This is a genomic window from Streptococcus sp. HN38 (assembly GCF_028335765.1).
GTDB lineage: Bacteria > Bacillota > Bacilli > Lactobacillales > Streptococcaceae > Streptococcus > Streptococcus suis_P.
The window spans coordinates 1,585,958-1,610,376 of sequence record NZ_CP116604.1 but is presented as its reverse complement, the minus strand read 5'-3'; the positions used below and the strand labels follow the sequence as shown (position 1 = coordinate 1,610,376).

General features: G+C 42.4%; 25 protein-coding genes. 22 read left to right on the top strand and 3 right to left on the bottom strand.

From position 1 onward, the window contains the following. The first annotated feature begins 79 nt into the window (after positions 1–79). On the top strand, positions 80–781 hold the full coding sequence (locus PHA78_RS07675; RefSeq protein WP_009910312.1) for an N-acetylmannosamine-6-phosphate 2-epimerase: 702 nt from the start codon (positions 80–82) through the stop codon (positions 779–781). 27 nt (positions 782–808) lie between these two features. Next, on the top strand, positions 809–2,317 hold the full coding sequence (locus PHA78_RS07670) for a PTS transporter subunit EIIC (protein ID WP_029177125.1): 1,509 nt from the start codon (positions 809–811) through the stop codon (positions 2,315–2,317). 103 nt (positions 2,318–2,420) lie between these two features. Here the strand turns inward: PHA78_RS07670 and PHA78_RS07665 are convergent, their stop codons facing one another. Further along, complete coding sequence (locus PHA78_RS07665; protein WP_272157935.1) at positions 2,421–3,233, bottom strand: MurR/RpiR family transcriptional regulator; 813 nt, start codon at positions 3,231–3,233, stop codon at positions 2,421–2,423. Between the two features lie 99 nt (positions 3,234–3,332). Here PHA78_RS07665 and ybeY point away from each other — a divergent pair, with 99 nt between their 5' ends. The 14 genes from ybeY (at position 3,333) to PHA78_RS07595 (ending at position 13,737) form a co-directional block, all read left to right on the top strand. After that, positions 3,333–3,830 (top strand): rRNA maturation RNase YbeY, encoded by a 498-nt coding sequence (gene ybeY / locus PHA78_RS07660; RefSeq protein WP_002935749.1) that lies wholly within the window; start codon positions 3,333–3,335, stop codon positions 3,828–3,830. Further along, on the top strand, positions 3,811–4,212 hold the full coding sequence (locus PHA78_RS07655; RefSeq protein ID WP_012027339.1) for a diacylglycerol kinase family protein: 402 nt from the start codon (positions 3,811–3,813) through the stop codon (positions 4,210–4,212). The genes ybeY and PHA78_RS07655 overlap by 20 nt, the downstream gene beginning before the upstream one ends. A 16-nt stretch (positions 4,213–4,228) precedes the next feature. Then, positions 4,229–5,128, top strand: coding sequence for a GTPase Era (gene era, locus PHA78_RS07650; protein WP_002935752.1), 900 nt, complete (start codon positions 4,229–4,231; stop codon positions 5,126–5,128). A 56-nt stretch (positions 5,129–5,184) separates the two neighbouring features. Further along, positions 5,185–6,012 (top strand): DNA-formamidopyrimidine glycosylase, encoded by an 828-nt coding sequence (mutM, locus tag PHA78_RS07645; protein ID WP_272157933.1) that lies wholly within the window; start codon positions 5,185–5,187, stop codon positions 6,010–6,012. Then, complete coding sequence (coaE, locus tag PHA78_RS07640) at positions 6,005–6,607, top strand: dephospho-CoA kinase (protein ID WP_272157932.1); 603 nt, start codon at positions 6,005–6,007, stop codon at positions 6,605–6,607. Before mutM ends, coaE begins: the two co-directional genes overlap by 8 nt. Further along, positions 6,594–7,799 (top strand): multidrug efflux MFS transporter, encoded by a 1,206-nt coding sequence (locus tag PHA78_RS07635; protein ID WP_272157930.1) that lies wholly within the window; start codon positions 6,594–6,596, stop codon positions 7,797–7,799. Before coaE ends, PHA78_RS07635 begins: the two co-directional genes overlap by 14 nt. Continuing rightward, complete coding sequence (gene rpmG / locus PHA78_RS07630) at positions 7,799–7,948, top strand: 50S ribosomal protein L33 (RefSeq protein ID WP_012775228.1); 150 nt, start codon at positions 7,799–7,801, stop codon at positions 7,946–7,948. Before PHA78_RS07635 ends, rpmG begins: the two co-directional genes overlap by 1 nt. A 46-nt stretch (positions 7,949–7,994) precedes the next feature. After that, entirely contained in the window at positions 7,995–8,228 is a 234-nt protein-coding gene (gene secG, locus PHA78_RS07625) for a preprotein translocase subunit SecG (RefSeq protein ID WP_002935768.1), read from the top strand. A 490-nt stretch (positions 8,229–8,718) separates the two neighbouring features. After that, the gene (gene rnr, locus PHA78_RS07620; RefSeq protein WP_272157927.1) at positions 8,719–11,088 is read left to right on the top strand and encodes a ribonuclease R; all 2,370 of its coding nucleotides are present in this window, start codon (positions 8,719–8,721) and stop codon (positions 11,086–11,088) included. 2 nt (positions 11,089–11,090) lie between these two features. Continuing rightward, positions 11,091–11,558: an SsrA-binding protein SmpB gene (smpB, locus tag PHA78_RS07615; protein ID WP_014637647.1), complete on the top strand. Its 468-nt coding sequence runs from the start codon at positions 11,091–11,093 to the stop codon at positions 11,556–11,558. Positions 11,559–12,104: 546 nt separating this feature from the next. After that, positions 12,105–12,323, top strand: a complete 219-nt coding sequence (locus PHA78_RS07610; RefSeq protein ID WP_029175784.1) for a hypothetical protein — start codon at positions 12,105–12,107, stop codon at positions 12,321–12,323. A gap of 13 nt (positions 12,324–12,336) precedes the next feature. Then, positions 12,337–12,903 (top strand): hypothetical protein, encoded by a 567-nt coding sequence (locus tag PHA78_RS07605; protein WP_024378593.1) that lies wholly within the window; start codon positions 12,337–12,339, stop codon positions 12,901–12,903. A 164-nt stretch (positions 12,904–13,067) separates the two neighbouring features. Further along, positions 13,068–13,250 carry a type II toxin-antitoxin system HicA family toxin gene (locus tag PHA78_RS07600; protein WP_014637653.1) on the top strand — a complete coding sequence of 61 codons (183 nt, stop codon included), beginning with the start codon at positions 13,068–13,070 and terminating at the stop codon, positions 13,248–13,250. A gap of 37 nt (positions 13,251–13,287) precedes the next feature. Further along, positions 13,288–13,737, top strand: a complete 450-nt coding sequence (locus PHA78_RS07595; RefSeq protein WP_024376647.1) for a type II toxin-antitoxin system HicB family antitoxin — start codon at positions 13,288–13,290, stop codon at positions 13,735–13,737. A 160-nt stretch (positions 13,738–13,897) separates the two neighbouring features. Here the strand turns inward: PHA78_RS07595 and PHA78_RS07590 are convergent, their stop codons facing one another. Next, positions 13,898–14,941 (bottom strand): zinc-binding dehydrogenase, encoded by a 1,044-nt coding sequence (locus PHA78_RS07590; protein ID WP_024378592.1) that lies wholly within the window; start codon positions 14,939–14,941, stop codon positions 13,898–13,900. 153 nt (positions 14,942–15,094) lie between these two features. On the opposite strand from PHA78_RS07590, the gene tehB reads away from it, so the two are divergent. From tehB to PHA78_RS07575, 3 genes are all read left to right on the top strand, one after another. Then, positions 15,095–15,955 (top strand): SAM-dependent methyltransferase TehB, encoded by an 861-nt coding sequence (gene tehB / locus PHA78_RS07585; protein ID WP_024378591.1) that lies wholly within the window; start codon positions 15,095–15,097, stop codon positions 15,953–15,955. A gap of 88 nt (positions 15,956–16,043) precedes the next feature. Next, complete coding sequence (locus PHA78_RS07580) at positions 16,044–17,909, top strand: C69 family dipeptidase (RefSeq protein ID WP_272157926.1); 1,866 nt, start codon at positions 16,044–16,046, stop codon at positions 17,907–17,909. A 120-nt stretch (positions 17,910–18,029) separates the two neighbouring features. Then, positions 18,030–20,537 carry a heavy metal translocating P-type ATPase gene (locus tag PHA78_RS07575; RefSeq protein WP_272157925.1) on the top strand — a complete coding sequence of 836 codons (2,508 nt, stop codon included), beginning with the start codon at positions 18,030–18,032 and terminating at the stop codon, positions 20,535–20,537. A 584-nt stretch (positions 20,538–21,121) separates the two neighbouring features. Here the strand turns inward: PHA78_RS07575 and PHA78_RS07570 are convergent. Beyond that, complete coding sequence (locus PHA78_RS07570) at positions 21,122–21,688, bottom strand: DapH/DapD/GlmU-related protein (RefSeq protein ID WP_024376642.1); 567 nt, start codon at positions 21,686–21,688, stop codon at positions 21,122–21,124. A gap of 126 nt (positions 21,689–21,814) precedes the next feature. On the opposite strand from PHA78_RS07570, the gene PHA78_RS07565 reads away from it, so the two are divergent. From PHA78_RS07565 to PHA78_RS07555, 3 genes are all read left to right on the top strand, one after another. Then, complete coding sequence (locus tag PHA78_RS07565) at positions 21,815–22,696, top strand: LysR family transcriptional regulator (RefSeq protein WP_024376641.1); 882 nt, start codon at positions 21,815–21,817, stop codon at positions 22,694–22,696. Between the two features lie 83 nt (positions 22,697–22,779). Then, the gene (gene tpx / locus PHA78_RS07560; RefSeq protein WP_029173931.1) at positions 22,780–23,265 is read left to right on the top strand and encodes a thiol peroxidase; all 486 of its coding nucleotides are present in this window, start codon (positions 22,780–22,782) and stop codon (positions 23,263–23,265) included. A 232-nt stretch (positions 23,266–23,497) separates the two neighbouring features. Further along, positions 23,498–24,364 carry a helix-turn-helix domain-containing protein gene (locus tag PHA78_RS07555; protein ID WP_029173932.1) on the top strand — a complete coding sequence of 289 codons (867 nt, stop codon included), beginning with the start codon at positions 23,498–23,500 and terminating at the stop codon, positions 24,362–24,364. The last annotated feature ends 55 nt before the right edge of the window (positions 24,365–24,419 follow it).

Here is a 24,419-nt window from a genome sequence, read left to right as displayed (position 1 = left end):
GGTATTGAAAAAAAGTTAATGTGCTATATAATAATATTGTAAGCGCTATCCAGGATCCGGGAATAGAAAGGAGAAATTAATGGGCAAGATCAGTAAGGAAGCTCTAAAAGAACAGATAAAAGATGGTATTATCATTTCCTGTCAGGCTTTGCCAGGCGAACCTCTGTATCGGGAAGAAGGCGGTATTATGCCTTTACTAGTCAAGGCTGCCCAAGAAGCAGGTGCTGTCGGTATTCGGGCCAATAGTGTACGAGATATTAAGGAGATAAAAGAAGTAACTACTTTACCAATTATCGGAATTATCAAGCGAGACTATCCTCCACAAGAGCCTTTTATTACGGCTACGATGCGAGAAGTAGACGAGTTAGCAGCTCTAGATATTGAAGTCATTGCTCTTGATTGTACCAAGCGTGAGCGTTATGACGGACTTGATATTGTTGATTTCATTAATCAAATCAAGGAAAAATACCCCGAACAACTTTTTATGGCAGATATTTCAACCTTTGAGGAAGGATTAACTGCTTATGAAGCAGGCATCGATTTCATTGGGACAACACTTTCGGGGTATACATCCTATAGTAGGCAGGAGGAGGGACCAGATATTGAATTGGTTGACCGCTTGTGCCGAGCAGGTATCGATGTGATAGCGGAAGGAAAAATACACTATCCTGACCAAGTAAAAATTATTCATGATTTAGGTGTGGCAGGAATTGTTGTAGGCGGTGCAATCACACGTCCAAAGGAAATCGCAGAGCGGTTTATTAGTGCTTTACATAAATAATAAATAGGTTATAGAAAGGAATGGAGTATGAATTTTAAGAAGTTTTCTCAGCTAGGGCAGGCCTTTATGCTGCCAATCTCAATTTTGCCTGTTGCTGGTCTCTTACTGGGAATTGGAGGCGCCTTATCAAATAGTAATGCTGTAGCACAATTTCCTGTATTGGATCAAGCGTGGTTGCAAGCTGTATTCACTATCATGAGTACGGCAGGTAGTGCGGTATTTGCGAATTTAGCATTGATTTTTGCAATTGGTGTTGCTGTAGGTTTGGCAGATGCTGATAAGGGGACTGCTGGCCTATCTGCTGGGGTTGCATACTTGGTTTATACGGCTACTATTAGTGGATTTTTAACTCTTTTTGCAGATAAGGGAGCAAGCATTGATACTGGAGTTTTGGGCGCTTTAGCGATTGGTATCACTGTTGCAACTTTACACAATAAATATCGAAAAATTGAATTACCAGCCTTTCTTGGTTTCTTTGGAGGCTCTCGCTTTATTCCAATTATTTCATCATTTGCAGCAATTGCGATTGGCTCCATTTTTTATATAATTTGGCCACCGATTCAGAATTTATTAGTTGATTTTGGTAAGGCAATAGCAGAGATGGGAAGTTTTGGAACCTTCTTATATGGTTTTGGATTACGTTTGACAGGTGCATTTGGCTTGCACCATACCATCTATCCAATGTTTTGGTATACCTCATTAGGTGGAAGTGAAGTGGTAGCAGGTGAGACAATCCAAGGTGCGCAAAATATTTTCTTTGCTCAATTAGCAGATGCGAATCACACAGGCTTATTTACTTATGGAACTCGATTTTTTGCTGGTCGATTTGCAACGATGATTTTTGGTCTACCAGCATCTTGTTTGGCTATGTATCACGCAATTCCTAAGGAAAATCGTAAGAAGGTTGGCAGTTTTTATTCAAGTAGTGCATTAACGTCCTTATTGACAGGAATTACTGAACCAATCGAATTTTCTTTCTTGTTTGTTGCTCCATGGCTATATGTTGTTCACGCATTTTTAGATGGACTATCATTCTTAGTCGCAGATCTCCTGCAAATTCGTATTGGGAACTCATTTTCTGGTGGGCTTATTGATTACTTGATTTTTGGTGTTTTCCAAGGAAATGACAAAACCAATTGGATTTACGTGATTCCTGTTGGCTTGCTTTGGGCAGCAGTTTATTATCTAGTTTTCAAATTTTTAGTAACCAAATTTCACGTGCTAGTTCCTGGTATGGAAAGTAGTGAGCAAGCATCACATTCTGAAAAAGTTTTATCAAACGGTTCTAGTCTTCGTGATAATGCAATTGCTATCATCGATGCTCTTGGTGGAGCAGATAATATTGAGAATGTGACTGCCTGTGCAACTCGATTAAGAGTATCGCTCAGAAATAGTGGTCTTGTGGATAAGGGAGTTATTCAGTCTATAGGTGCAACGGCTGTTTTGGATGTAAAAGGAGGAATACAGGCTATTTTCGGAGGTAAGGCTATTCTGTATAGCCAAGAAATCAATCAAATTCTTGGTCTTGAAGAATAGAGTTATATTTAAGCGAATTAAAAGCATTCAAACTGTACCTATCGGGTATTTTTGAATGCTTTTTGTTTTATTAAGATTGTTGTGAAATAGAAAGACGGATGAATTATTCTCTAATGGTTTGCTTGAAAATATTCTCTTTTTTCTCCTTGTCAATAGCTAAAAAATAGGCGTAGATAATATCTAGCATGATGAGCAGGGGAATTTGGGGTGAGATACGATTGCCGTAATTGAGGTGGCGGACAGAGGCGACTGGAATGATTTGGTCAAAAGTCGGATGGGGAAAACTCTTAGTTGTTAACAGGGCGGTAGGAATCCCCTTTTGAGCAGCCAGCTGGAGATGCTCCATGACCTCTTCTGTCTGACCAGACAAAGAAAGACCGATAACCAAGCAGGTATGATCTAGGATATTGGTTGTCCAAATGAGGTTGTTTTTATCTGTAATAGCATCACAAACGACTCCCAGTCGCATAAAGCGGGATTTGATTTCCATTGCAACCAAACCAGAACTGCCGATTCCATAAAAATAGACACGCTTGCTACTGTCAATGAGCTTGGCAATTTCTTCCAATTTTTCCTCATCTACCAGATTATTAGTGGCAGTTAGGATTTCCTCATAGTCTACCAAGACTTTTTTTGTTAGGCTCCGCTGTAATTTTTCAAAATGTTTATCCAAGTATTCTTGGTTATTCTGAAAGGCAAAGACAAATTCTCGATAACCTGAGAAACCGCATTTTTTGGCAAAACGGGTAAGAGCAGATGGAGAAATGTGGAGTTGCTGTATAGTGTTTTCTTGGCTAAGATCGGTGCTAGATGGGTCTAACTGAGTAAAATAACTGGCAATCTGCTTTTCAAGTCTAGTCATCTGATCCAGATGAGATTCAATGATGGCAGTGATGTGTTTCGGTGTTTGTAACATTTTCCACTCCTCTGATAGCTTCTGAGGACATTATACCACTAAACCCCCCTCATTGATAGGTTTTATGATATAATGGAAACGTAAAAGGAATGTAAGATTATGTATATTGAAATGATTGATGAAACAGGGCAGGTTTCTGCTCAAATGCAGGAGCAGATTACGGAATTGCTCCAGTTTGCTGCCGAAAAAATTGGCAAGCAGAATAAGGAAATGGCCGTGACCTTTGTGGACAATAAGCGTGTCCATGAGGTTAACTTGGAGTACCGAGGTATCGACCGTCCGACAGATGTTGTCAGTTTAGAATATAAGCCAGAGTCGGAGATTGTCTTTGATGAGGAAGACTTACTGGACAATCCTGAATTGGCTGAAATGATGGAAGATTTCGATGCCTACATTGGTGAATTGTATATTTCTATCGATAAGGCGCGTGAGCAAGCTGAAGATTATGGTCATAGCTACGAGCGTGAAATGGGCTTTTTAGCTGTACACGGTTTTCTGCATATCAATGGCTATGATCATTATACGCCAGAAGAAGAAGCAGAAATGTTTGGTTTACAAGAAGAAATTTTGACAGCCTATGGACTTACAAGAGAATAATTCAAAAAATCGCTGGAAAAACCGAGAATTGATTGCTAGTCTAGAATTTGCAGTAACGGGTTTGTTGACGGCTTTCAAGGAAGAACGCAATATGAAGAAGCACCTGGCTTCAGCTGTCCTTGTTGTGCTTGCGGGACTTATTTTCCAAGTATCTGTGACAGAATGGCTCTTCCTCTTGCTCAGTATTAGTCTGGTTATCGCTTTTGAAATTGTGAATTCGGCTATTGAGAATGTGGTGGATTTGGCGTCAGACTATCATTTTTCTATGTTGGCAAAGAATGCAAAAGACATGGCAGCAGGGGCAGTCTTGTTTGTGTCAGGATTTGCCTTGTTGACAGGCTTGATTATCTTTGTGCCGAAAATTTGGGACTTTATTTTTTAGTATATAAGGAGAATACATGACATTTAAGTCAGGTTTTGTGGCGATTTTAGGTCGTCCAAACGTTGGGAAATCAACCTTTCTCAACTATGTAATGGGGCAAAAAATTGCTATCATGAGCGATAAAGCTCAAACAACCCGTAACAAGATTATGGGGATTTATACGACAGAAGAAGAGCAGATTGTCTTCATTGACACACCGGGAATTCACAAGCCAAAGACGGCTTTGGGAGATTTTATGGTGGAGTCTGCCTATAGCACCCTGCGTGAAGTGGATACGGTCCTCTTTATGGTGCCAGCCGATGAAAAAAGAGGCAAGGGTGACGACATGATTATGGAACGCCTCAAACAAGCCAAGGTTCCAGTCATTTTAGTGGTTAACAAGATTGACAAGGTTCATCCAGACCAGCTTTTGGAGCAGATTGATGATTTCCGTCAACAGATGGACTTCAAGGAAATTGTGCCAATTTCTGCTACCCAAGGGAACAATGTCAACCGACTCATGGAAATTCTCAAGGAAAACCTAGACGAAGGTTTCCAATATTTTCCAGCGGACCAAATCACTGACCACCCAGAACGTTTCTTGGTATCTGAGATGATTCGGGAGAAGGTTCTACACCTGACTCGTGAGGAAATTCCGCACTCTGTGGCAGTTGTCATCGAGTCCATGAAACGTGATGAGTTTACTGACAAGGTCCACATTCGTGCTACGATTATGGTAGAGCGTGATAGCCAGAAAGGCATCATCATCGGTAAGCAAGGAGCCATGCTCAAGAAAATCGGCTCCATGGCTCGTCGTGATATTGAACTCATGCTAGGTGACAAGGTCTTCCTCGAAACCTGGGTCAAGGTCAAGAAAAACTGGCGAGACAAAAAACTCGACCTCGCCGACTTTGGTTATAATGAAAAGGAATATTAAGAAGGTTAAAGTAGATTGCTGGGCTGAGCTCAGCAATTTCTGTGAGGAGGATAAGTATGCCCGAATTGCCTGAGGTTGAGACGGTTCGTCGTGGTTTAAATCGGCTAGTCAGAGGTAAGGTTATTTCCAAGGTGGAGGTAACCTATGCTCCCATGATTAAGACAGGTGTGGATGCCTTCTGCCAAGACTTGATTGGTCAGGAGATTTTAGATGTGGACCGTCGTGGCAAGTATCTCTTGATTTACCTGACAGACCATGTCCTCATTTCTCATTTGCGGATGGAAGGTAAGTACAATTTCTTTCCTGACCAGGTGCCTGCCAACAAACATTTCCATGCCTTTTTTACTTTTTCAGATGGCTCGACCTTGGTTTATCAGGATGTCCGCAAGTTTGGCACAATGGAACTGCTGGGCAAGGCAGATGTGGATGCCTATTTTATCAGTCGAAAAATCGGTCCTGAGCCGACGGAGGAAGATTTTGACTTAGAAGAATTTGCAGTCAAGTTAGCTAAGTCGAAAAAGCCCATTAAGTCGCATCTTTTGGACCAATCTTTGGTGGCTGGTTTGGGAAATATTTATGTCGATGAGGTCTTGTTCAAGGCCAAAGTTCATCCTGCACAAACGAGTAATCAGCTGTCGGCAGAGCAGGTGGCAGACCTCCGTCAAGCCACCATTGAAGTCCTGCAACTGGGTATCGAAAAAGGTGGCTCAACCATTCGGACCTATAAGAATGCCTTGGGCATGGACGGGACCATGCAGGATTATTTACAAGTTTACGGAAAGACAGGACAGGCTTGTCCCCGTTGCCAGACAGAGATTGTCAAAATCCAGTTGGGCGGACGGGGGACGCATTTCTGTCCCAAGTGTCAGGTGAAAAATGGCTAAAATTATCGGTTTAACAGGTGGTATCGCCTCTGGAAAATCAACGGTTACAGCTTTTTTGCGAGAACAAGGTTATCCAGTCATCGATGCGGATGCGGTCGTGCATGAGTTGCAGGCCAAAGGTGGCGAGCTCTATCAGGTTTTGGTGAAAGAGTTTGGTCAAGACATCTTATCAGATGATGGAAATTTAGACAGGGTCAAGCTGGGTCAGGCTGTTTTTGCGGATAGCAAATTGCGGGCTCGTTTATCAGTCTTGCAGGACCAGATTATCAGGAAAGAATTGTTGGCTAGAAGGGATACTCTCAAACAGACGGAGCAAGTTGTTTTCATGGATATTCCTCTGCTCTACGAGGCAGATTATAGTGGGGAAGTGGATGAAGTTTGGCTAGTTTATGTCGATAGAGCGCAGCAGTTGGAACGGCTTATGAAACGTAATGGTTTAGCTGTTCAAGATGCGGAAAATCGTCTGGCTGCTCAGCTTTCTTTAGAGGAAAAACGGGGCAAAGCCCAGGTGGTGATTGACAATAGCGGAGCGGTTGAGACGACCTTAGCACAGGTTGCGCAACTTTTGGAGGAATTAAAGGATGGACGACGGTAGTAGTTATTGGAAGCAGAATTTGAAGGTGGCTTGGTTGGGAAATTTCCTAACAGGGACGAGTTTTACCTTGGTTATGCCTTTTATCTCGGTTTTTGTGGAAGAGTTGGGGGTAGGTCCTGGACAGGTAGAATATTATGCGGGGCTTGCGGTATCTGTTAATGCCCTTGCGGCAGCCTTGATGGCACCTATTTGGGGGAGTTTGGCGGACCGTTACGGTCGCAAGCCCATGATGGTGCGGGCTGCTTTTGCGATGATTTTTACTATGGGTGGTATGGCCTTTGTACCAAATGTTTTTTGGTTGCTTGCCTTACGTGTCCTAAACGGGGTATTTACAGGGTACATTCCAAATGCGACTGCCTTAGTTGCCAGTCAGGTTCCAAAGGATAAGACGGGGTATGCTCTGGGGACCTTATCAACAGGTGCGGTAGCGGGGAATTTGATTGGTCCGACCCTGGGTGGTATCTTAGCAGAGATGTTTGGCGTACATATGGTATTTTTGCTGGTGGGACTTCTTTATGCTATCGTTGTGTTACTGACCGTTTTCTATATTCGAGAGGATTTTGTTCCAATCAAAAAAGGCGAAGAAATGTCGGTTAAAGAGGTATTTGAGCAAGTGAAAGATCGGCAGATGCTGGTTGGGCTTTTTGTGACATCTATGATTATTATTGCAGCTGCTCAGGCCGTCGTTCCTATATTGACCCTCTATGTGCGGCATTTGGGACAGGCAGATAATCTGTTATTTGTTGCTGGTTTTATCATTTCCTTGCCTGGTATGGCATCGCTAGTGACATCAGGTTATTTAGGGAAAATTGGTGATCGTATTGGCAATCATCGCCTCCTATTAATTGCTTTGACTTACAGTCTGTTGATTAATGTTTTCTGTGTTTTTGCAGAAAATCCTTTCCAGCTTGGTTTGTTGCGATTCATGTATGGTTTTGGGACAGGAGCACTGTTGCCTTCGGTCAATTCTCTTTTGACCAAGTTGACCCCCAAAGAAGGGATTTCAAGGATATTTTCCTACAACCAACTCTTTAATAATCTAGGTTCTGTTGTTGGTCCCATGATGGGGTCTGCGGTAGCTGCTCACATGGGTTATGACTGGGTTTTCTATCTGTCGAGCGGACTTGTCCTCTTTAACCTTATCTGGTCTTTGACCAATTTTAGAAACTATTTGAAAGTAAGGGATGTTTAGTGAGAGTTAAAATCAATTTACAATGTTCAGAATGTGGTAGTAAGAACTACTTGACTAGCAAAAACGCCAAGACTCATCCAGATAAGATTGAAGTCCTTAAATACTGCCCAAAAGAGAGAAAAGTAACCCTCCACCTTGAAACTAAGTAGGTTTTATGGTATAATGTCATAAGTTATTGTAGAAAGTGAAAAAAATATGTATCAAGCATTATTAGCAATTCTGTTGATTTTATCTGTTATTTTGATTGTAGTGATTTTTATTCAACCGGCTAAAAACCAGTCTAGCAACGTCTTTGACTCTTCTAGTGGAGCCTTATTTGAACGTACAAAGGCCCGTGGTTTTGAAGCGGTGATGCAACGCATTACAGCTATTCTTGTTTTTCTTTGGATGCTGGATGCGCTGGCACTTGTTATCATTTCAAGTAAGTAGATAAATCAGACTGGGACTTGTTCTTGGTCTATTTTTTTGGGAGTGGGCCAGAACTCGACAAATGTAAAGGAGTTCGTCTGCCTATCCCTGCACAAGTTGAATAGGTATGGTTCGGAGCGTTATACGCGAACTATTGAGATTTGCTTTGCAAATCCTATCTCCCACCTCCAACAATCATTTGATTGTTGGAGCAATCAACCACTGCGTCTGGATATAACGCAAAATACAGTCTTTTAGTTTGCTTTTAGTACTAGGCAACGAGCTGCAGGTTGCTTGTACAGTCAAGTGACTGTATAAGGTTGGAAATAAAACTTGCGGAGCAAGTTACTTTTGCAGAGTACGACAAAGCGAGTTCAAATAATGATGAAATTATTTGAAGTTGGAAATAGGGAAACGGAGTTTCCTCGTACGTCGCAGTAATAAAAGATAAACTAAAGGACTGAAAGAGAAATAGTGCTAGATTCTTAACTAGCACTCTGGTAAATACAAGATGAAAAACGAAATTATTAACTATATTAAAGAAGTTGGTCCTGTGACCATGGATCAACTAGCAGCCCAGCTTGGAGCTAGCTCTGCTAAGAGCTTTACAGACTTGGTCAAGCTGGTTTCTAGCATGGAAGGCAGTCGTCAACTTGTCTTTGACAATGCGGGTCGAATTGCTCTTCCAGCTCCAAAAGTGTCCAAAAACAAGGTGACCTTACAGGGTATTTTCCGTGCCCACAAGTCAGGTTTTGGCTTTGTGACCATTGATGAAGAGGAAGATGACCTCTTTGTCAGCCGTGACGATGTTAACTTTGCTATCGAAGGTGACAGAGTTGAAATTGCAATCAAAAAGGTTGCAGATCGGCTCAAGGGAACTGCCGCGGAAGCGGAAGTCATTGATATTTTGGAACATAGCCTGAAAACTGCGGTGGGCTTGATTGTCTTTGACGAAGACAAGCCAGAATATGCAGGCTACATCAAGTCTAAAAACCAGAAAATCGCTCAGAAGATTTACATCAAGAAGTCACCTTTGGTATTGACCGGGACGGAAATCCTAAAAGTCGACATTGAAGCCTATCCAAACAAGAAACGGGACCACTTTGTTGCGACCATTCGGGACGTGGTGGGTCACAAGGACGATGTGGGGATCGATGTCTTGGAAGTTTTGGAATCCATGGACATCGTGTCGGAGTTTCCAGATGAAGTTTTGGCGGAGGCTAATCGAGTACCAGAAAGTCCGTCTGAGAAGGACTTTGAAGGACGCTTGGATCTGCGAGATGAGATTATCTTTACTATCGATGGTGCAGATGCCAAGGACTTGGACGATGCGGTCCATATCAAGCAACTCAAGAACGGCAATCTGGAGTTGGGTGTCCATATCGCTGATGTCAGCTACTATGTGACGGAAAGCTCAGCCTTGGACCAGGAAGCTGTCAAGCGGGGAACGTCTGTCTATGTGACCGACCGAGTGGTGCCAATGTTGCCAGAACGCCTGTCAAACGGTATTTGTTCCCTTAATCCAAACGTGGATCGCCTGACCCAGTCGGCTATTATGGAAATTGACCGCAAGGGAAAGGTTGTTAAGCACTGGATTGGCCAAACGGTTATCAAAACAACCTTCCGTATGACCTATTCCGATGTCAACGACATAATTGCAGGAAATCAGGAAAAGCTGGCTAAATACAAGGCTATCGTTCCAAGTGTTGAGCTCATGGTCAAACTCCATGAAACCCTTGAAGTTATGCGGTACAAGCGTGGGGCTCTCAACTTTGACACGACTGAAGCCAAAATCATCGTCAACAAGGACGGTCTGCCAGTCGATATTCAACTGCGTCAGCGGGGCATTGCCGAGCGGATGATTGAGTCCTTCATGCTGGCTGCCAACGAGTGCGTTGCTGAGCATTTTGCCAAGCTGGACCTGCCTTTCATCTATCGGATTCACGAGGAGCCTAAGTCAGACAAGTTGCAGAAGTTCATCGACTATGCGACCAGCTTTGGTCTGACCGTCTATGGTACAGCCAGATCTATCAGCCAGGACGCCCTTCAGGACCTCATGGAGCGGGTCAAGGATGAACCCTATGCGGATGTCCTCAACATGATGTTGCTCCGTTCCATGCAGCAGGCACGCTACTCGGAGCACAACCACGGCCACTACGGACTGGGTGCCGAGTTTTACACCCACTTCACCAGTCCTATCCGCCGCTATCCTGACCTGCTGGTTCACCGTATGGTACGGGAATATGGTCACAATCCTGCGGAAAAAGCAGAGCATTTTGAGCAGGTTATTCCTGAGCTTGCCAAGTCTTCGTCCAGTTTAGAACGCCGTGCCATTGAGGCAGAGCGGGAAGTCGAAGCCATGAAGAAGGCAGAGTACATGCAAGAATTTGTTGGGCAAGAGTTTGATGGTGTCGTGTCTAGCGTGGTCAAGTTTGGTCTCTTTGTCGAGTTACCAAACACGGTTGAAGGTCTGATTCATGTCACCAACCTCAATGAGTACTACCAGTTCCACGAACGAACTCTGACCTTGCAGGGTGAGAAATCAGGTAGGGTCTTCCGTGTCGGTCAGCCAATTCGTATCAAGCTAACGCGGGCGGACAAGATGACAGGGGAGATTGATTTTGCCCACGTTCCGTCCGAGCTGGACATTGTGGAAAAAGCTTTGAAAGTCAAGCGGAGAACGGCTAGTCACTCCAACCGTGACCGTGATGATCGGTCAGGGCGAGGACGAGGTAAGCACCACAAACAAGAAGCTGCTGGTCGCGACAGCGGACGTCACAAGTCTTGGAAAGACCACAAGTCAAAAAGTGGGAAAAAAGACAAGAAAAAGAAACCATTTTACAAAGAAATGGCTAAAAAGAACAAGAAGAAAAGGAGATAGGCATGGCCAAGGGTGAGGGCAATGTGATTGCACAGAATAAAAAAGCCCGCCACGACTATACCATTGTCGATACAGTGGAGGCGGGGATGGTCCTGACGGGGACGGAGATTAAGTCCATTCGTGCGGGGCGGATTAACCTCAAGGACGGCTTTGCCCAGATCAAGCAGGGCGAGGCTTGGCTGGTCAATGTCCATATCGCTCCCTATGATGAGGGCAATATCTGGAACCAGGAGCCAACGCGAACCCGCAAGTTGCTCTTGCGGAAGAAACAAATTGAGTCTCTGGGCAATGAGGTCAAGGGAACGGGGATGACCCTGGTGCCGCTCAAGGTCTATATCAAGGACGGCTTTGCCAAGGTCTTGATTGGGCTTGCCAAAGGGAAGCACGACTACGACAAGCGAGAGTCCATCAAACGTCGTGAGCAAGACCGTGATATTAAGCGGACTATGAAGGCGATTAATGCAAGATGAGTTTGGTGTAAGAATGGATATTTATTGTCCAATCTACTGAATGGATAAGATTTATAAAAACGAATACAATAGTTCATGTCTTAGAAAAGAACTACTGTATTCGTTTTTATTATAGGAAGTCTATTCTAGGTTCATTTTATTTTTAGTGTTAAAAAGTAAAATTTTTTAAATTTTTGTCATTTAATTCCTAATTTTTTAATAGCCTTTAAACAACCAATTTAATAATGCTTTCATACTATTTCTCCTCCTTCTGTTGGGGTTACCTCACAGTTTGATTATAAAACAAAGAAAAAAGATTGTTAATAAAAATCGTATTATTTATCTATTTATTAAATGTTTGTTTTCTGTCAGCTCGTATGATCATAATCTGCTATTTTTAGAAATAAACTTATAATAACTTTACATTATAAACTTTATATGTTATATTAATAATATAAAGTATATAAATAATATGGCATCAGGCTAGGAGGTAAAATAACGTAGGAAACTATATTTCTGATGACTAGACTGTTTATTATTATATGAAAAATAAGGATGGTGGTTTATATGAATAATAAAAGAAGTTCGGATACATTATTTTTATGTGGCATAATTTTAATGTGTTTTGGATACTTAAATTTTATGATAAAACCAACTTGGATTGAGACACGTGGTGATATTTGGAATACAATCACACTTTATATATATCAATTATTTTGGAAACCTGTAGAAACCTTAAGTTTTTTAATAGGAGCTATATTATTTTGCAAAAGTTTTAAAAAATAATAAGGAGAACATCATGAGTAAAAGAAAGTTTATTATTTTATTTTTGTTCAGTATACTATGTTTGTGTTCACCTATGGTCTCTCATGCAGAAACTACTCTTTTGTCAAATTATGAGGTGATTTCTGATTTAGTAATAGTAGATAATGAAAATGGAATTCTATATGAATTTTATTCAGAGGAATATCGAGATGATTTTTTAGCTAGTAATTCTAAATACCAAACAAGGTCAAATGGTGTTGCTGATACTAAGAGAGTATTTGTAAGGTCTATTCCAAAAACTTATACTAGTGGAGCAATATCAATTAATGCTTATGGTGGTGAGGCTGGAGCAACTCTTACCCCTCCAGTTTCTTATAGTTTTGCTGACCCCAAAACTGGACATGGAGTTACTGTTAGTTTAGGAGTTTCTCATAATGTACCTCCATACACTTATGGACATATTATTGTAAAAGCTAATTATAATTTGAATGAGTACGATCTTAAGGTGAGATATCTAGGTACGAATAAGTATGTCAACGCTGGAAAGACTTATACTATTAGTAATGCGATTGGATGGACAGAATTAAGAACTTGGAAATAATGTGTCTTAAAATATGGAACAGTTCAGTTTGTTTACTGAACTGTCTTTTTTTATTTTGATTTTCATTGAGTATCAGTCACAAATTTCAGACATTTTCTGATTCTTTATGGTTGAATACGTGTAATACGTATGGTATAATAATCTTGTCAGGAGGTAAAAGCGCTATGCCTATGACACAAAAAGAAATGGTTAAGCTACTTACCGCCCATGGTTGGACAAAAACCAAAGGCGGTAAGGGGTCACACGTGAAACTTGAAAAAGCAGGCGAGCGACCTATAACCATTCCCCACGGTGAAATAAACAAATACACCGAAAGGGGTATCAAAAAGCAAGCAGGGCTGTTATAACAACAGCCTACCGCTTGTTTTCTTTTGGAGGTAAACTATGCTTGTCACTTATCCAGCTTTATTTTATTTTGATGATACAGACGGAGCTAACGCCCCTTACTTTGTAACTTTCCCTGATTTTGAGCATTCAGCAACTCAAGGCGAGGATATGGCGGACGCTATGGCAATGGCTAGCGATTGGTTAGGCATAAACTTAGCTGATTATATCGAGAATGGAAGAGACATTCCTACCCCGTCTTCTATAAACACTTTGTCATTAGTAGATAATAACCCTTTCCGTAATGAGGATTTTGAGATGGTTTACGATTCTAGCAAGTCTTTTATCTCCATGGTGATGGTGGACGTTGCAAAGTATTTGGGCAGTCAAGAGCCAGTAAAGAAAACACTCACTATCCCACGCTGGGCAGACACTCTAGGACGTGAACTAGGATTGAATTTCTCACAGACCCTCACGGATGCAATTGCAGATAAAAAACTTCATGCTTAACACTTGCTTCTGTTATTGCAAATGTTGAAACTGGACCTTTCTACTCCCGTTGAGTATTAGTAGTTCTAATGAGTGGGATGGTTCCGTTTTTATCTTTCTATAAATTATACGAAACCCCAGAAGTTTATGTGATGAACTTCTGAGGTTTTGTTCTATTTTCTTAATCCACCATAATCATTGCTTTAATCGTTTTGCGGTTGGCCATGTCTTTGTAGGCTTGGTCGATATTCTCTAGGGAGTAAGTTTGGGTGAAAACTCGACCTGGGTTGATGTCGCCTTTGAGGACAGCATCGAGCAAAATTTCCTTATCATAGGTTGTGACAGAAGCAGAGCCACCACCGATAATGATATTTTGAGCAAAGGTTGAGCCAAGGGCGTGGTTGTTGTAGTGTGGCACACCGACAAAACCGATACGACCACCATTGTGAAGCACGCCAAGGGCTTGGTCAATAGAGGCTTCTGTACCAACACATTCGAGGGCAGCATCAGCGCCGCCTCCAAGAATTTCACGGACTTTGGCAATTCCTTCCTCGCCACGTTCTGCTACGATGGCAGTAGCCCCTGATTCCAAAGCCATTTGCTGGCGGTCTGCGTGACGGCTCATCATGATAATCTGAGAAGCTCCGCGCATTTTTGCAGCAATGACGGCACATTGTCCCACTGCTCCGTCACCGATGACAACCACCTTATCACCAGGTTTGACATCTGCAATACGCGCAGCATGGTAGCCTGTTGGCATAACATCTGCCAGAGTCAAGAGAGATTTGATCATGCCTTCTGAGTAGTCACTTGGCTGACCAGGAATTTTGATCAAGGCCCAGTTGCCGTAGTGGAAACGAATGTATTGAGACTGGTAGTTGTTGCCCCAGTTGGTGTAGCCTGGATGGTTGTCACAAGTACCGTCAAAACCAGCACGACAGGCATCACAGTGTCCGCAACCATGTGTAAATGGAACAATAACGAAGTCACCAGGAACAAGTGTTGTAATGTCTTCGCCTACCTCTTCAACGATACCGAGGGCTTCATGACCAGAGTTTGTGTCACCGTGGTCATGGTGAATGTCTTCTCCGTAGCCCCAAAGGTCCGACCCACAGACACAGGCCCGAACGACCTTGATAATGACATCATCTTTGGCTTGAAGGCTTGGTTTTTCGACTTCTGCAACGGTCATCTTACCGGCTTTTTCATAAATAGCTGTTTTCATATTCATCACACATTTACTTGTCAGTAAATATCCTTTCTGATTGATATGGAATATTATACACCTTGGAGTCAACTCCAAGTCAAGTAAAAAATGTGTTTGAATTCATATTTCCTTTGTGATAGACTAAGTGTATCGGAAAGAAAAGGAGAGATAATGACGGTTTTAGTTCCTTACAAACGCATGCCCATTTGGAATCAGGAGACGGTTCCCCAGCATTTTTTAACCAAGCACAATACCAAGGTAGGTACTTGGGCTAAAATCAAGGTTTTGAAGGGGCAGCTCAAATTTGAGCCGATTTCAGATGACAATGAGATTTTAGGAGAATATGTCTATGGTCCGACAGATGATGTTCCCTTTGTAGAGCCGCAGGCTTGGCATCGAGTGACCTTGTTGACAGAGGATACGGAGTTTTTCTTGGAATTTTTCTGTCAGCCAGAGGATTATTTTGCTAAAAAGTACGACTATACTCGGACACATTCGGAAGTCTTGGAGGCCTTGAAAATCATCGAGCCTTGTAAGGTCTTGGACTTGGGCTGTGGTCATGGCAGGAACTGTCTTTACTTGGCTCAACAGGGTTTTGAGGTGACGGCGGTTGATAAGGATGTGCCAAGTATTCGGACACTCTTGCAGGTCAAGGAAGTGGAGGACTTGGACTTGCAGGCTGGGACCTATGACATCAATTCAGCCAGTCTGGAGCAGGACTACGACTGGATTATCTCAACAGTGGTCTTTATGTTCTTGGAGCGGGATTGGGTGCCAGCCATTATCCGCAATATGCAGGAGCAGACACGACCTGGTGGCTATAACTTGATTGTGGCGGCTATGGATACGGAAGATGCTCCTTGTCCTATGAATTTCTCTTTTACCTTTGGAGCAGGGGAGTTGAAGGAATACTACCGTGACTGGGAACTGGTCAAATACAATGAAGATTTTGGTCAACTCCATAAGCGGGATGAAAATGGCAATTTCCTTAAGATGCGGTTTGCGACTATGTTGGCTAGAAAAAATGTGTAAAATATATCTAGAAGCACTTGCAAGGCAGGTGCTTTTGCGATACAATATATGTGCAAATGGGTATTTTATTATATGAAAGGAGAAGTCTATGAAAAAGACTTTTGTTCGTATAGCCACATTTCTAATGTTGGTTTGCCTATTCCCTGCTCAACTTGTTCAAGCCTGTTCAGGCTTTATCATTGGGAAAGGGTTGACAACGGATGGTTCTATCCTTTATGGTAGGACGGAAGATTATCCCTATCCACCAGATAATGGAGCGCACAATAAAAATTATATTGTGGTTCCAGCAGCAAACTATGCTGAGGGAGATATGTTGGTGGATGAGACTTTTGGTTTTACAGCACCACACTTGGCAAATGAGTTCAAGTACACCTCTACGCCTGATGCGGCGCGTGGGGATGGTTCAAATGGTAATTATGGGGCGCATGGTTTTAATGAAAAAGGCGTATCCATGACTGCTACTGTAACAGCTATTCCAAATGCTAAAGTCTTGGCAGTTGATCCTCTAGTTGAAGCTGGAGGGCTGGGAGAACCAATTTTGATTGATTATGTTCTTCCTAGGGTCACTAGTGCGCGTGAAGGTGTTGAGCTGATTGCAAAGACAATCGATGAAAAAGGCTCAGCAGAAGGGAATATTGTTATTATTGCTGACAAAAATGAAGTTTGGTACATGGAAATTTTGTCAGGACACCAATACGTAGCCATCAAGTTCCCTGAAGACAAGTATGCAATTTTTGCAAATACTTACTATCTAGGTCATGTTGATTTGACAGACACAGAAAATGTGATTGCTTCTGAAAGGGTTGAAGAAGTAGCCAAACAAGCGGATAATTATGTGACAGTCGACGGGCAGTTCCATATCGCTAAATCATACGGTCCTGCAACTTATGCTGAAGCAGACCGTTCCCGTGTGTATGCAGGTATTAAATTGATGGATCCAGCATCGCCTGTAACCTATGAAGATGCTGTGTATGATTTGCTACGTCAGCCAACAGATTCAAGTCGTCACTTTAGTTTACAAGATACCTTTGCCTTACAACGTAACCGTTTTGAACATCTTCCAGAATTTCGTCCAGACGATGAAGCAGGCAAGGTAAAACAAGGGGATAATGGTGCGAATGACCAAGCGGCAGATGCGACTTATAAATACGCTCTTGGTAATGAAAACGTCATCGATGCCCATGTTTATCAGATCAATAGTAGCTTACCATCAGCCTTCGGTGGCACAGTCTGGTTGGGCTTGGCTCAGACAAGGAATACACCGTATGTTCCATTCTATGGTATTGTGACTGATACTTATGAAGCCTTTAAAAATCGCTCAGCTTCTTATGACACGAATTCATGGTACTGGACGGTACAAAATATTGATAAGATGGCCATCTCACACCCAGAGTTATTTGGTACATCGATTCAAGAAAAATGGATAGCCCTTGAAAGTGAATGGATTGCTGCACAGGCCGCTCTTGATGCTCAATATGCTGGACTTTCAGAAGATGCAGCTGTAGCCCTGGCTCCAGCTGTAACCGAGGAAACCTTGGTTCGTTCAGCAGAGATTTTTGCCCAACTAAAAGCTGTTGAAGCTGAAATGAGGGCAAAAATTGAAGCAGCAACAACTCCGTCATCCAGCAGCACCGACTCATCAAGTAGTACTGAACCATCGACCAGCACTGAGCCATCATCAAGTGGTACCGAAAACTCAACCAGTACTTCAACCAGTACATCAAGCAGTACAAGTCAGTCTACAAGTGCTTCTGACACAGGAGGAGCTACGGATACTTCCTCCTCAAGCGGAACAGTAGTGTCTTCTGATAAGAAAGTAACACCTACCAATAAAAAAGGTAAATCAAGTCTTCCTAGTACCGGAGAGCAAGTCAGCCTCTTGTTGGTGGCGCTAGGTGTTGCAGGAATTTTAACAGCAATTTTTCTTCATCGGAAAAAATCCAGTAAAGAATAAATGAATATGTAAAAGTAGGTTGGATTGATTTCAATCTACTTTTTTGAAACAATTTTGTTTACAAGTGTAGTCGTTTCGTGTATAATATGATTACAAATGTAGTCAAAAAAGGAGAATGACATGAAACATGCAACCTATCCCGTTACAGGCATGACCTGTGCCTCTTGTGCCATGACAGTTGAAAAAGCTGTCGGTAAATTAGCAGGAGTAGAAGAAGCCAGTGTCAACCTAGCAACTGAAAAATTGAGTGTTAATTACGATGAAAAGCTTTTGGGACTAGAGGATATTCGTCAGGCAGTTGAAAATGCTGGTTATCAGTTAGTCGATAACTTGGTGACCGAGTCTTATGACATTTCAGGTATGACTTGTGCTTCCTGTGCTATGACGGTTGAAAAAGCTCTGGGCAAACTAGAGGGTGTAGAAGAAGTCAGTGTTAATCTAGCAACAGAAAAGGTGACTATCCGTTATAGCCGTGATAGGCAAAATCCAGCTAGTCTTGAAAAAGTAGTTGAGCAGGCAGGCTATCAGCTAATCAGACCAGAAGATGTAGAAGAGATGGTGGATAAGGGACCAAGCAAGGAAGACAGTCTTTGGAAACGATTTGTCTGGTCAGTAGTCTTTACCCTTCCCTTGCTCTATATTGCTATGGGGCCAATGTTGCCTTGGGGCGGTCTCCCATTACCAGCCTTGCTCCATCAACCGCTAGTCTATGCGGTCAGCCAAGTCATCTTGCTCATCCCTGTCCTTTATATCGGACGCAGTTTTTTCCAAAAAGGCTTTAAAACTCTCTTGCAAGGCCATCCCAATATGGATTCCTTGATTGCTGTTGGGACTGGGGCAGCTTTGGTTCAAGGTCTTTTGATGATTGCCTTTCTTCTGATGGGGAAAGAAGTAGCCATGCACGGTCACCATCCTGAACTGTATTTTGAATCAGCCGCCGTTATCTTAACCTTGATTACCCTAGGAAAATATTTTGAAGTAAGATCCAAAGGTCAGACTTCTGAGGCCATTAAGAAATTGATGGATCTTGCTCCCAAGACGGCCCAGGTCCTACGAAATGGGCAGGAAATACAAGTACCGATTGAAGATGTGGTAGTCGGTGACCAGGTCATTGTTCGCCCAGGTCAACAGATTCCTGTTGACGGTCAAGTTCTAGAAGGCCAGACACGTGTCGATGAATCCATGCTGACGGGTGAGAGCCTGCCAGTGAAGAAGGCTCTGGGCGATAATGTTTTTGGCGGTACCCTTAACCAGCAAGGCGCCATTACCATGCAGGCTACCAAGGTTGGTCGTGATACGACTCTGGCACAGATTATTCGTTTGGTAGAAGAGGCTCAAGGGTCTAAGGCCCCCATCGCCAAAATGGCTGACCAAGTATCTGCCGTCTTTGTGCCAGTTGTCATGGGCTTGGCTTTCTTGTCTGGTCTGGCCTGGTATTTCTTGGGGCAAGAATCATGGATTTTTTCACTTAGTATTATCATCGCCGTCTTGGTCATCGCCTGCCCTTGTGCTCTGGGTCTAGCAACTCCGACGGCTATTATGGTTGGGACTGGAAAAGGGGCAGAAAACGGTCTTTTGTTCAAGTCTGGACAAGCTATTGAGACCCTACAAGGTGTGAACACCATTGTCTTTGACAAGACCGGGACCATTACAGAAGGTAAACCCCAGGTGACAGACATTCATCTCTTGTCTACGAAAAATCGTGAGCAGGTCCTCCAGCTGGCAGCAAGTAGCGAGCAATTTTCCGAGCATCCTCTGGCTCAAGCTCTTCTGCAAGCTGCTCAGACAGAAAAGATTGATCTCTTGCCTGCCACTGATTTTCAGGCTCTTTCTGGCCGTGGTCTTTCGGTGATAATAGCAGAGCAGACCATCTATCTGGGAAATGAACGGTTGATGCGGGAACAGGGAATTGATGTTTCCCAAGGGCGTGCAGTTGCGGAGGCATTTGCCCATCAAGCCAAGACGCCTGTTTTCCTAGCCAGCCAGCGAGAATTACTAGCAGTCATTGCCATTGCTGATAAAGTAAAAGAGACCAGCCGTCAGGCTGTCCAGACTCTGCAAGCTATGGGATTAGAAGTGGTCATGCTGACAGGGGACAATGAAAAAACTGCCCAGGCCATTGCCAAGGAAGTCGGCATTGAGCAGGTGGTCAGTCAGGTCCTGCCAGATGACAAGGCCAACCAAGTCAAGCTCTTACAAGAACAGGGCAAGACAGTCGCCATGGTGGGGGATGGCATCAACGATGCCCCAGCCCTAGCTCAAGCCCATGTGGGTTTGGCCATTGGTTCTGGGACTGATATTGCCATTGAGTCTGCCGATATTGTTCTCATGCATAGTGACATTTTGGATGTGGTCAAGGCTGTCAAACTCAGCCAGGCAACCATGCGAACCATCAAGCAAAATCTCTTCTGGGCCTTTGCTTACAATGTGATCGGCATTCCAATCGCCATGGGGCTGTTACATGTATTTGGTGGACCTCTGCTCAATCCTATGTTTGCAGGTGCAGCCATGGCCCTCAGCTCAGTGTCAGTCGTCTTGAACGCTCTGCGATTGAAAAGGGTGAAAATAGGGAGTGGGAAAGAACTCGACCAAGATAAAAAGAGTTCGTCAACAAGTCTTTATTTCTAGTTGTTGAGCTGAAACAGTCTATTCCCAGACATCAATTTATGTGAGCTGACTGCCGTCAGCTTATATCTCCCACTTTAAAAGGTCTCCCAGACCTTTTAAACTCCCACCCCCGTATAGCTCAAACTGTCTGGGGGACAGTTTGAGGTTGGAAATAGAGCGAACAGAGTTCGCTACACAAAGGTTCGGGGAACCTTTGGAGGTTGGAGATATAGCGAACGAAGTTCGCAACAGTCGTTAAGTCAGACTAGGGACAGTTGGAAGTTGGAAATAGAGCGAACAAAGTTCGCTACAAAACTGTCCGGGAGACAGTTTGAGGTTGGAGATGAAGCGAACTCTGTTCGCCTCAGTCGTAGAGGTCAGATTTTGAGTGTAAAACACAAACTGCTGAGATTTGCTTCGCAAATCTTATCTCCAACCTTTAACAGTCCACTGGACTGTTAAACCCAATCAACCACTGCGCTGAGATGTTGACACGAACGTTGAGAAGCGGTACGGGGCTTGAGCCCAGCCTCAGACTGACATCATTGCTAAAAATCCCTACAGACTGGAGAGGCTATCTTCTATCAGTCTACAGGGATTTTTTCTTAGGAAAGTGTTTTTATTATCTTTGCAGGAACGCCTGCTACGAGTGTGTTGTCAGGTACGTCTTTTGTGACAATCGCACCAGCAGCCACCACCGCATTCTTACCAATTGTCACTCCAGGTAAAATCGTCGCATCTGCACCTATCCAGGCATTTTCTTGGATGCGGACAGACTTGAGTTCAAGCTTGTGACGATCCTCAGCTTTCAAGGGATGGTTGACGGAAATCAGTTTAGCACGGGGACCAATTAGTACTTTATCTTCGATAAAAATCCCACCCAAGTCCACCATAAAGACATCTTTGTTGATGTAAATATCCTTTCCGAAATGAATGTGACGGCCAAAGTCTGTTTGGAATGGTGTATTGATAATCACGGATTCGTCAATCGTTTCCAATATCAGCTTTTCAACGAGTTTTCGTGTGCTATCAACGGTTTGAATGGAAGTATTCAATTCTTGAACAAGAGGCTGGTTCTCTCTTTGAATATCGGATATGAGCTGGCGTAGGCCAGCTTTTTCTGGCACCAAGCGATCTGTATCAATAAACTCCTTAAAAACTGTTTCAATCATAGTATATTCCTCCTCTTCTTGTCTCTTATCATATCAGGGAAACAAAGATATTACAAATACCTATTTTATATGTTTTATATGCCTTATAAGCATGGTATAATAAAGTAAAAAAGTTGGAGGTAGATGATGGATATTCGTGTATTGACCTATTTTATTGCCATTGTACAAACAGGATCCATATCAAATGCGGCTCAGAGCTTACACATTACTCAGCCCACCTTATCACGGCAAATAAAAGAATTGGAGCAAGAGTTAGATACCATTTTGTTTTATCGTGGGAGTAGAGAAATTCAGCTGACAGAAGCAGGGCAATATCTCTATAATCGCGCATTGGAAATTACCAGTTTGGTTAAAAAAACAGAAGATACTCTTCGCCCAACGGAGATGATTTCTGGTGACCTTTACATTGGTGCAGCAGAAAGTCAATCATTAGATTGTATCGCAAAAGCAATTGCAATTTTGACCAATCAATACCCTAATATCAAGGTTCATATTCAAAGTGGAAATGCAGATCACATTTTAGAGCAACTACAGGATGGAATCCATGATCTTGGAATCACCTTTGGCCGTTTTTCAACGAAAAAATTTGACAGTCTGCCTTTAGTAAACCGAGATAGTTGGGGGATTCTAGTCCCTCGTTTTCATCCTTTAGCTTCTAAAGAAGAGCTAGTGCTGAGCGATGTTCTAGCCTATCCCTTGATTGTTTCCTCCCAAAGCAATGTTGATAAGTCTATCTTTGCTGGATTAGGCGATTATCGAATCGTAGCGACCTACAATCTCCTCTACAATGCCTCTTTATTAGTGAAGGCTGGGGTTGGGATTGCTCTTTGTTTGGACGGAATTGTTGATACAAGCTATGGTGGAAGTGGACTGGTCTTTCGTCCTCTAGACTTGTCAAGGGATAGCTTGCAGCTTCTTTGGAAAAAAGGAGTGGTGTTGAGCCCAATAGCCAAGCGTTTTATTGAAATTCTTGAGGAAGACCTAGAGAATACAAATTTAGATAGATAACTTACTAAAATTACCAGTCAAAAAACTGGTATTTTTTTACAGAAACGCTTACAATAGTTTTATTAAGTACAAGGGAGATGTTTATGACAACCTTTATTGGAAAACCGGTGACCTTGGTAGGTCCGCAGTTGCGAGTGGGAGACACGGCTCCTGATTTTATCCTCATGGCCAATGACCTGAGTTTGAAAAGTTTGAAAGACTTTGGTAAGCAGACCAAGGTCATCAGTGTGGTGCCTTCTATTGACACAGGGATTTGCGATACCCAAACTCGTCGCTTCAATCAGGAGTTGGCTGACCGTGATAATACGGTTGTCATCACCGTTTCAGCTGACCTGCCCTTTGCCCAAAAACGCTGGTGTGGCGCTGCAGGTTTGGAAGATGCCATCACTCTGTCTGATTACTACGATCATGCCTTTGGTAAATCCTACGGTGTGCTCATGCGGGAGTGGAATTTGTTGGCGCGTGCGGTCTTTGTCCTTAATGCCGATAATGAAATCACCTATGTAGAATACTTGGATAATGTCAACGAACATCCAGATTATGATGCGGCTTTGCAGGCTGTTAAATAAAAGAATATAACGGTGTCGGAACAGGCATCGTTTTTCAACGCTTTATCCTGCTAGAAATTTATTGTGATGATACGTTGTGATAAGAGGGGATGTTCATGATTTAGTATGAAACGAAGAGACAACATACATATTCTGATACAGATTTCATAAATAATATGCAAATGGATATTTTTGTTGTCTTTAAAATTCATAAGTGCTAGAATAGTTGTATAATACGAGTGAGGTAACAATAATGAGTATACAACTAGGTTCTAGGTTAAAACAAAAAAGAAAAGAGATGAAATTATCTCAGAAAGAATTGGCAGAAGGTGTATGTAAACAAGGTCAAATTAGTAGAATTGAGAGTGGCGCCTATACTCCAGGCTCTGAATTGCTTTTTGAATTATCAAAAAAACTAAATGTTTCGATGAATTACTTTTTTGAAGACACTGTTTCTGAGCAGGAGGAGGAATTAGTAGAATTTAAAACTGTTGTCCGAAATTTCTTAGTCCATAGAGACTATCAAGGACTACGATATGTTTATGAATTGGAGTCTAATAATAAACATCGTTTATCGGTAGCAAATCAATTATACATAGAGTGGATAGGTGGATTAGTCGATTTTTATTTTTATGATAAAAAGAAGGAAGCCATATCTAAAATGGAATATTTACTAGAAAAATTGGAGAGTTCTAATTTATTTTTTTTACAAGTATCAAATACACTTCTAAATTTTTATTTTGATGTTAATGATGAAGAATTATTTGATGTACAATTTGAAAGACTGATAGAAAAAACGGATAATTTCCAACCTATCACGATTGAAGAATTGGAATTAAAAATCAAGCTTCAATATAACATTTCACGTTACCTATGGCTAAAGAAGGATTACATCCAAGCTATAGCTAGCATCACAAAGGCCATCGAATTTTGTAGGTCACACAGAAGCTATTATTCATTACCCGATTTATTTTGTTTACTAGGTAATGTCCATGAAGAACTTGGAAACACAGAGAGTGCGAAACAACATTTTCGTCAGGCATATTTTTTATATAAATTGGATGCTAACCGACAAATGGAATTGAATTTGGAGCGATATATAGAAGAAGACAAAATCTAAGAACCCCAATGACCTGAAGATTGGCAAGAGTTGATCGTAGATAAAAATATTGGGT

Excerpts from the sequence above, each read along its gene's own strand:
- PHA78_RS07605 (WP_024378593.1), top strand. The coding sequence starts at position 12,337 with ATGAGTAAAAGAAAGTTTATTATTTTATTTTTGTTCAGTATACTATGT.
- PHA78_RS07670 (WP_029177125.1), top strand. The coding sequence starts at position 809 with ATGAATTTTAAGAAGTTTTCTCAGCTAGGGCAGGCCTTTATGCTGCCA.
- PHA78_RS07635 (WP_272157930.1), top strand. The coding sequence starts at position 6,594 with ATGGACGACGGTAGTAGTTATTGGAAGCAGAATTTGAAGGTGGCTTGG.
- PHA78_RS07610 (WP_029175784.1), top strand. The coding sequence starts at position 12,105 with ATGAATAATAAAAGAAGTTCGGATACATTATTTTTATGTGGCATAATT.
- tpx (WP_029173931.1), top strand. The coding sequence starts at position 22,780 with ATGACAACCTTTATTGGAAAACCGGTGACCTTGGTAGGTCCGCAGTTG.
- ybeY (WP_002935749.1), top strand. The coding sequence starts at position 3,333 with ATGTATATTGAAATGATTGATGAAACAGGGCAGGTTTCTGCTCAAATG.
- PHA78_RS07580 (WP_272157926.1), top strand. The coding sequence starts at position 16,044 with ATGAAAAAGACTTTTGTTCGTATAGCCACATTTCTAATGTTGGTTTGC.
- PHA78_RS07675 (WP_009910312.1), top strand. The coding sequence starts at position 80 with ATGGGCAAGATCAGTAAGGAAGCTCTAAAAGAACAGATAAAAGATGGT.
- mutM (WP_272157933.1), top strand. The coding sequence starts at position 5,185 with ATGCCCGAATTGCCTGAGGTTGAGACGGTTCGTCGTGGTTTAAATCGG.
- PHA78_RS07555 (WP_029173932.1), top strand. The coding sequence starts at position 23,498 with ATGAGTATACAACTAGGTTCTAGGTTAAAACAAAAAAGAAAAGAGATG.
- PHA78_RS07600 (WP_014637653.1), top strand. The coding sequence starts at position 13,068 with ATGCCTATGACACAAAAAGAAATGGTTAAGCTACTTACCGCCCATGGT.
- PHA78_RS07575 (WP_272157925.1), top strand. The coding sequence starts at position 18,030 with ATGAAACATGCAACCTATCCCGTTACAGGCATGACCTGTGCCTCTTGT.
- rnr (WP_272157927.1), top strand. The coding sequence starts at position 8,719 with ATGAAAAACGAAATTATTAACTATATTAAAGAAGTTGGTCCTGTGACC.
- PHA78_RS07565 (WP_024376641.1), top strand. The coding sequence starts at position 21,815 with ATGGATATTCGTGTATTGACCTATTTTATTGCCATTGTACAAACAGGA.
- era (WP_002935752.1), top strand. The coding sequence starts at position 4,229 with ATGACATTTAAGTCAGGTTTTGTGGCGATTTTAGGTCGTCCAAACGTT.
- PHA78_RS07590 (WP_024378592.1), bottom strand. The coding sequence starts at position 14,941 with ATGAAAACAGCTATTTATGAAAAAGCCGGTAAGATGACCGTTGCAGAA.
- PHA78_RS07665 (WP_272157935.1), bottom strand. The coding sequence starts at position 3,233 with ATGTTACAAACACCGAAACACATCACTGCCATCATTGAATCTCATCTG.
- coaE (WP_272157932.1), top strand. The coding sequence starts at position 6,005 with ATGGCTAAAATTATCGGTTTAACAGGTGGTATCGCCTCTGGAAAATCA.
- PHA78_RS07570 (WP_024376642.1), bottom strand. The coding sequence starts at position 21,688 with ATGATTGAAACAGTTTTTAAGGAGTTTATTGATACAGATCGCTTGGTG.
- smpB (WP_014637647.1), top strand. The coding sequence starts at position 11,091 with ATGGCCAAGGGTGAGGGCAATGTGATTGCACAGAATAAAAAAGCCCGC.
- PHA78_RS07595 (WP_024376647.1), top strand. The coding sequence starts at position 13,288 with ATGCTTGTCACTTATCCAGCTTTATTTTATTTTGATGATACAGACGGA.
- secG (WP_002935768.1), top strand. The coding sequence starts at position 7,995 with ATGTATCAAGCATTATTAGCAATTCTGTTGATTTTATCTGTTATTTTG.
- tehB (WP_024378591.1), top strand. The coding sequence starts at position 15,095 with ATGACGGTTTTAGTTCCTTACAAACGCATGCCCATTTGGAATCAGGAG.
- PHA78_RS07655 (WP_012027339.1), top strand. The coding sequence starts at position 3,811 with ATGGACTTACAAGAGAATAATTCAAAAAATCGCTGGAAAAACCGAGAA.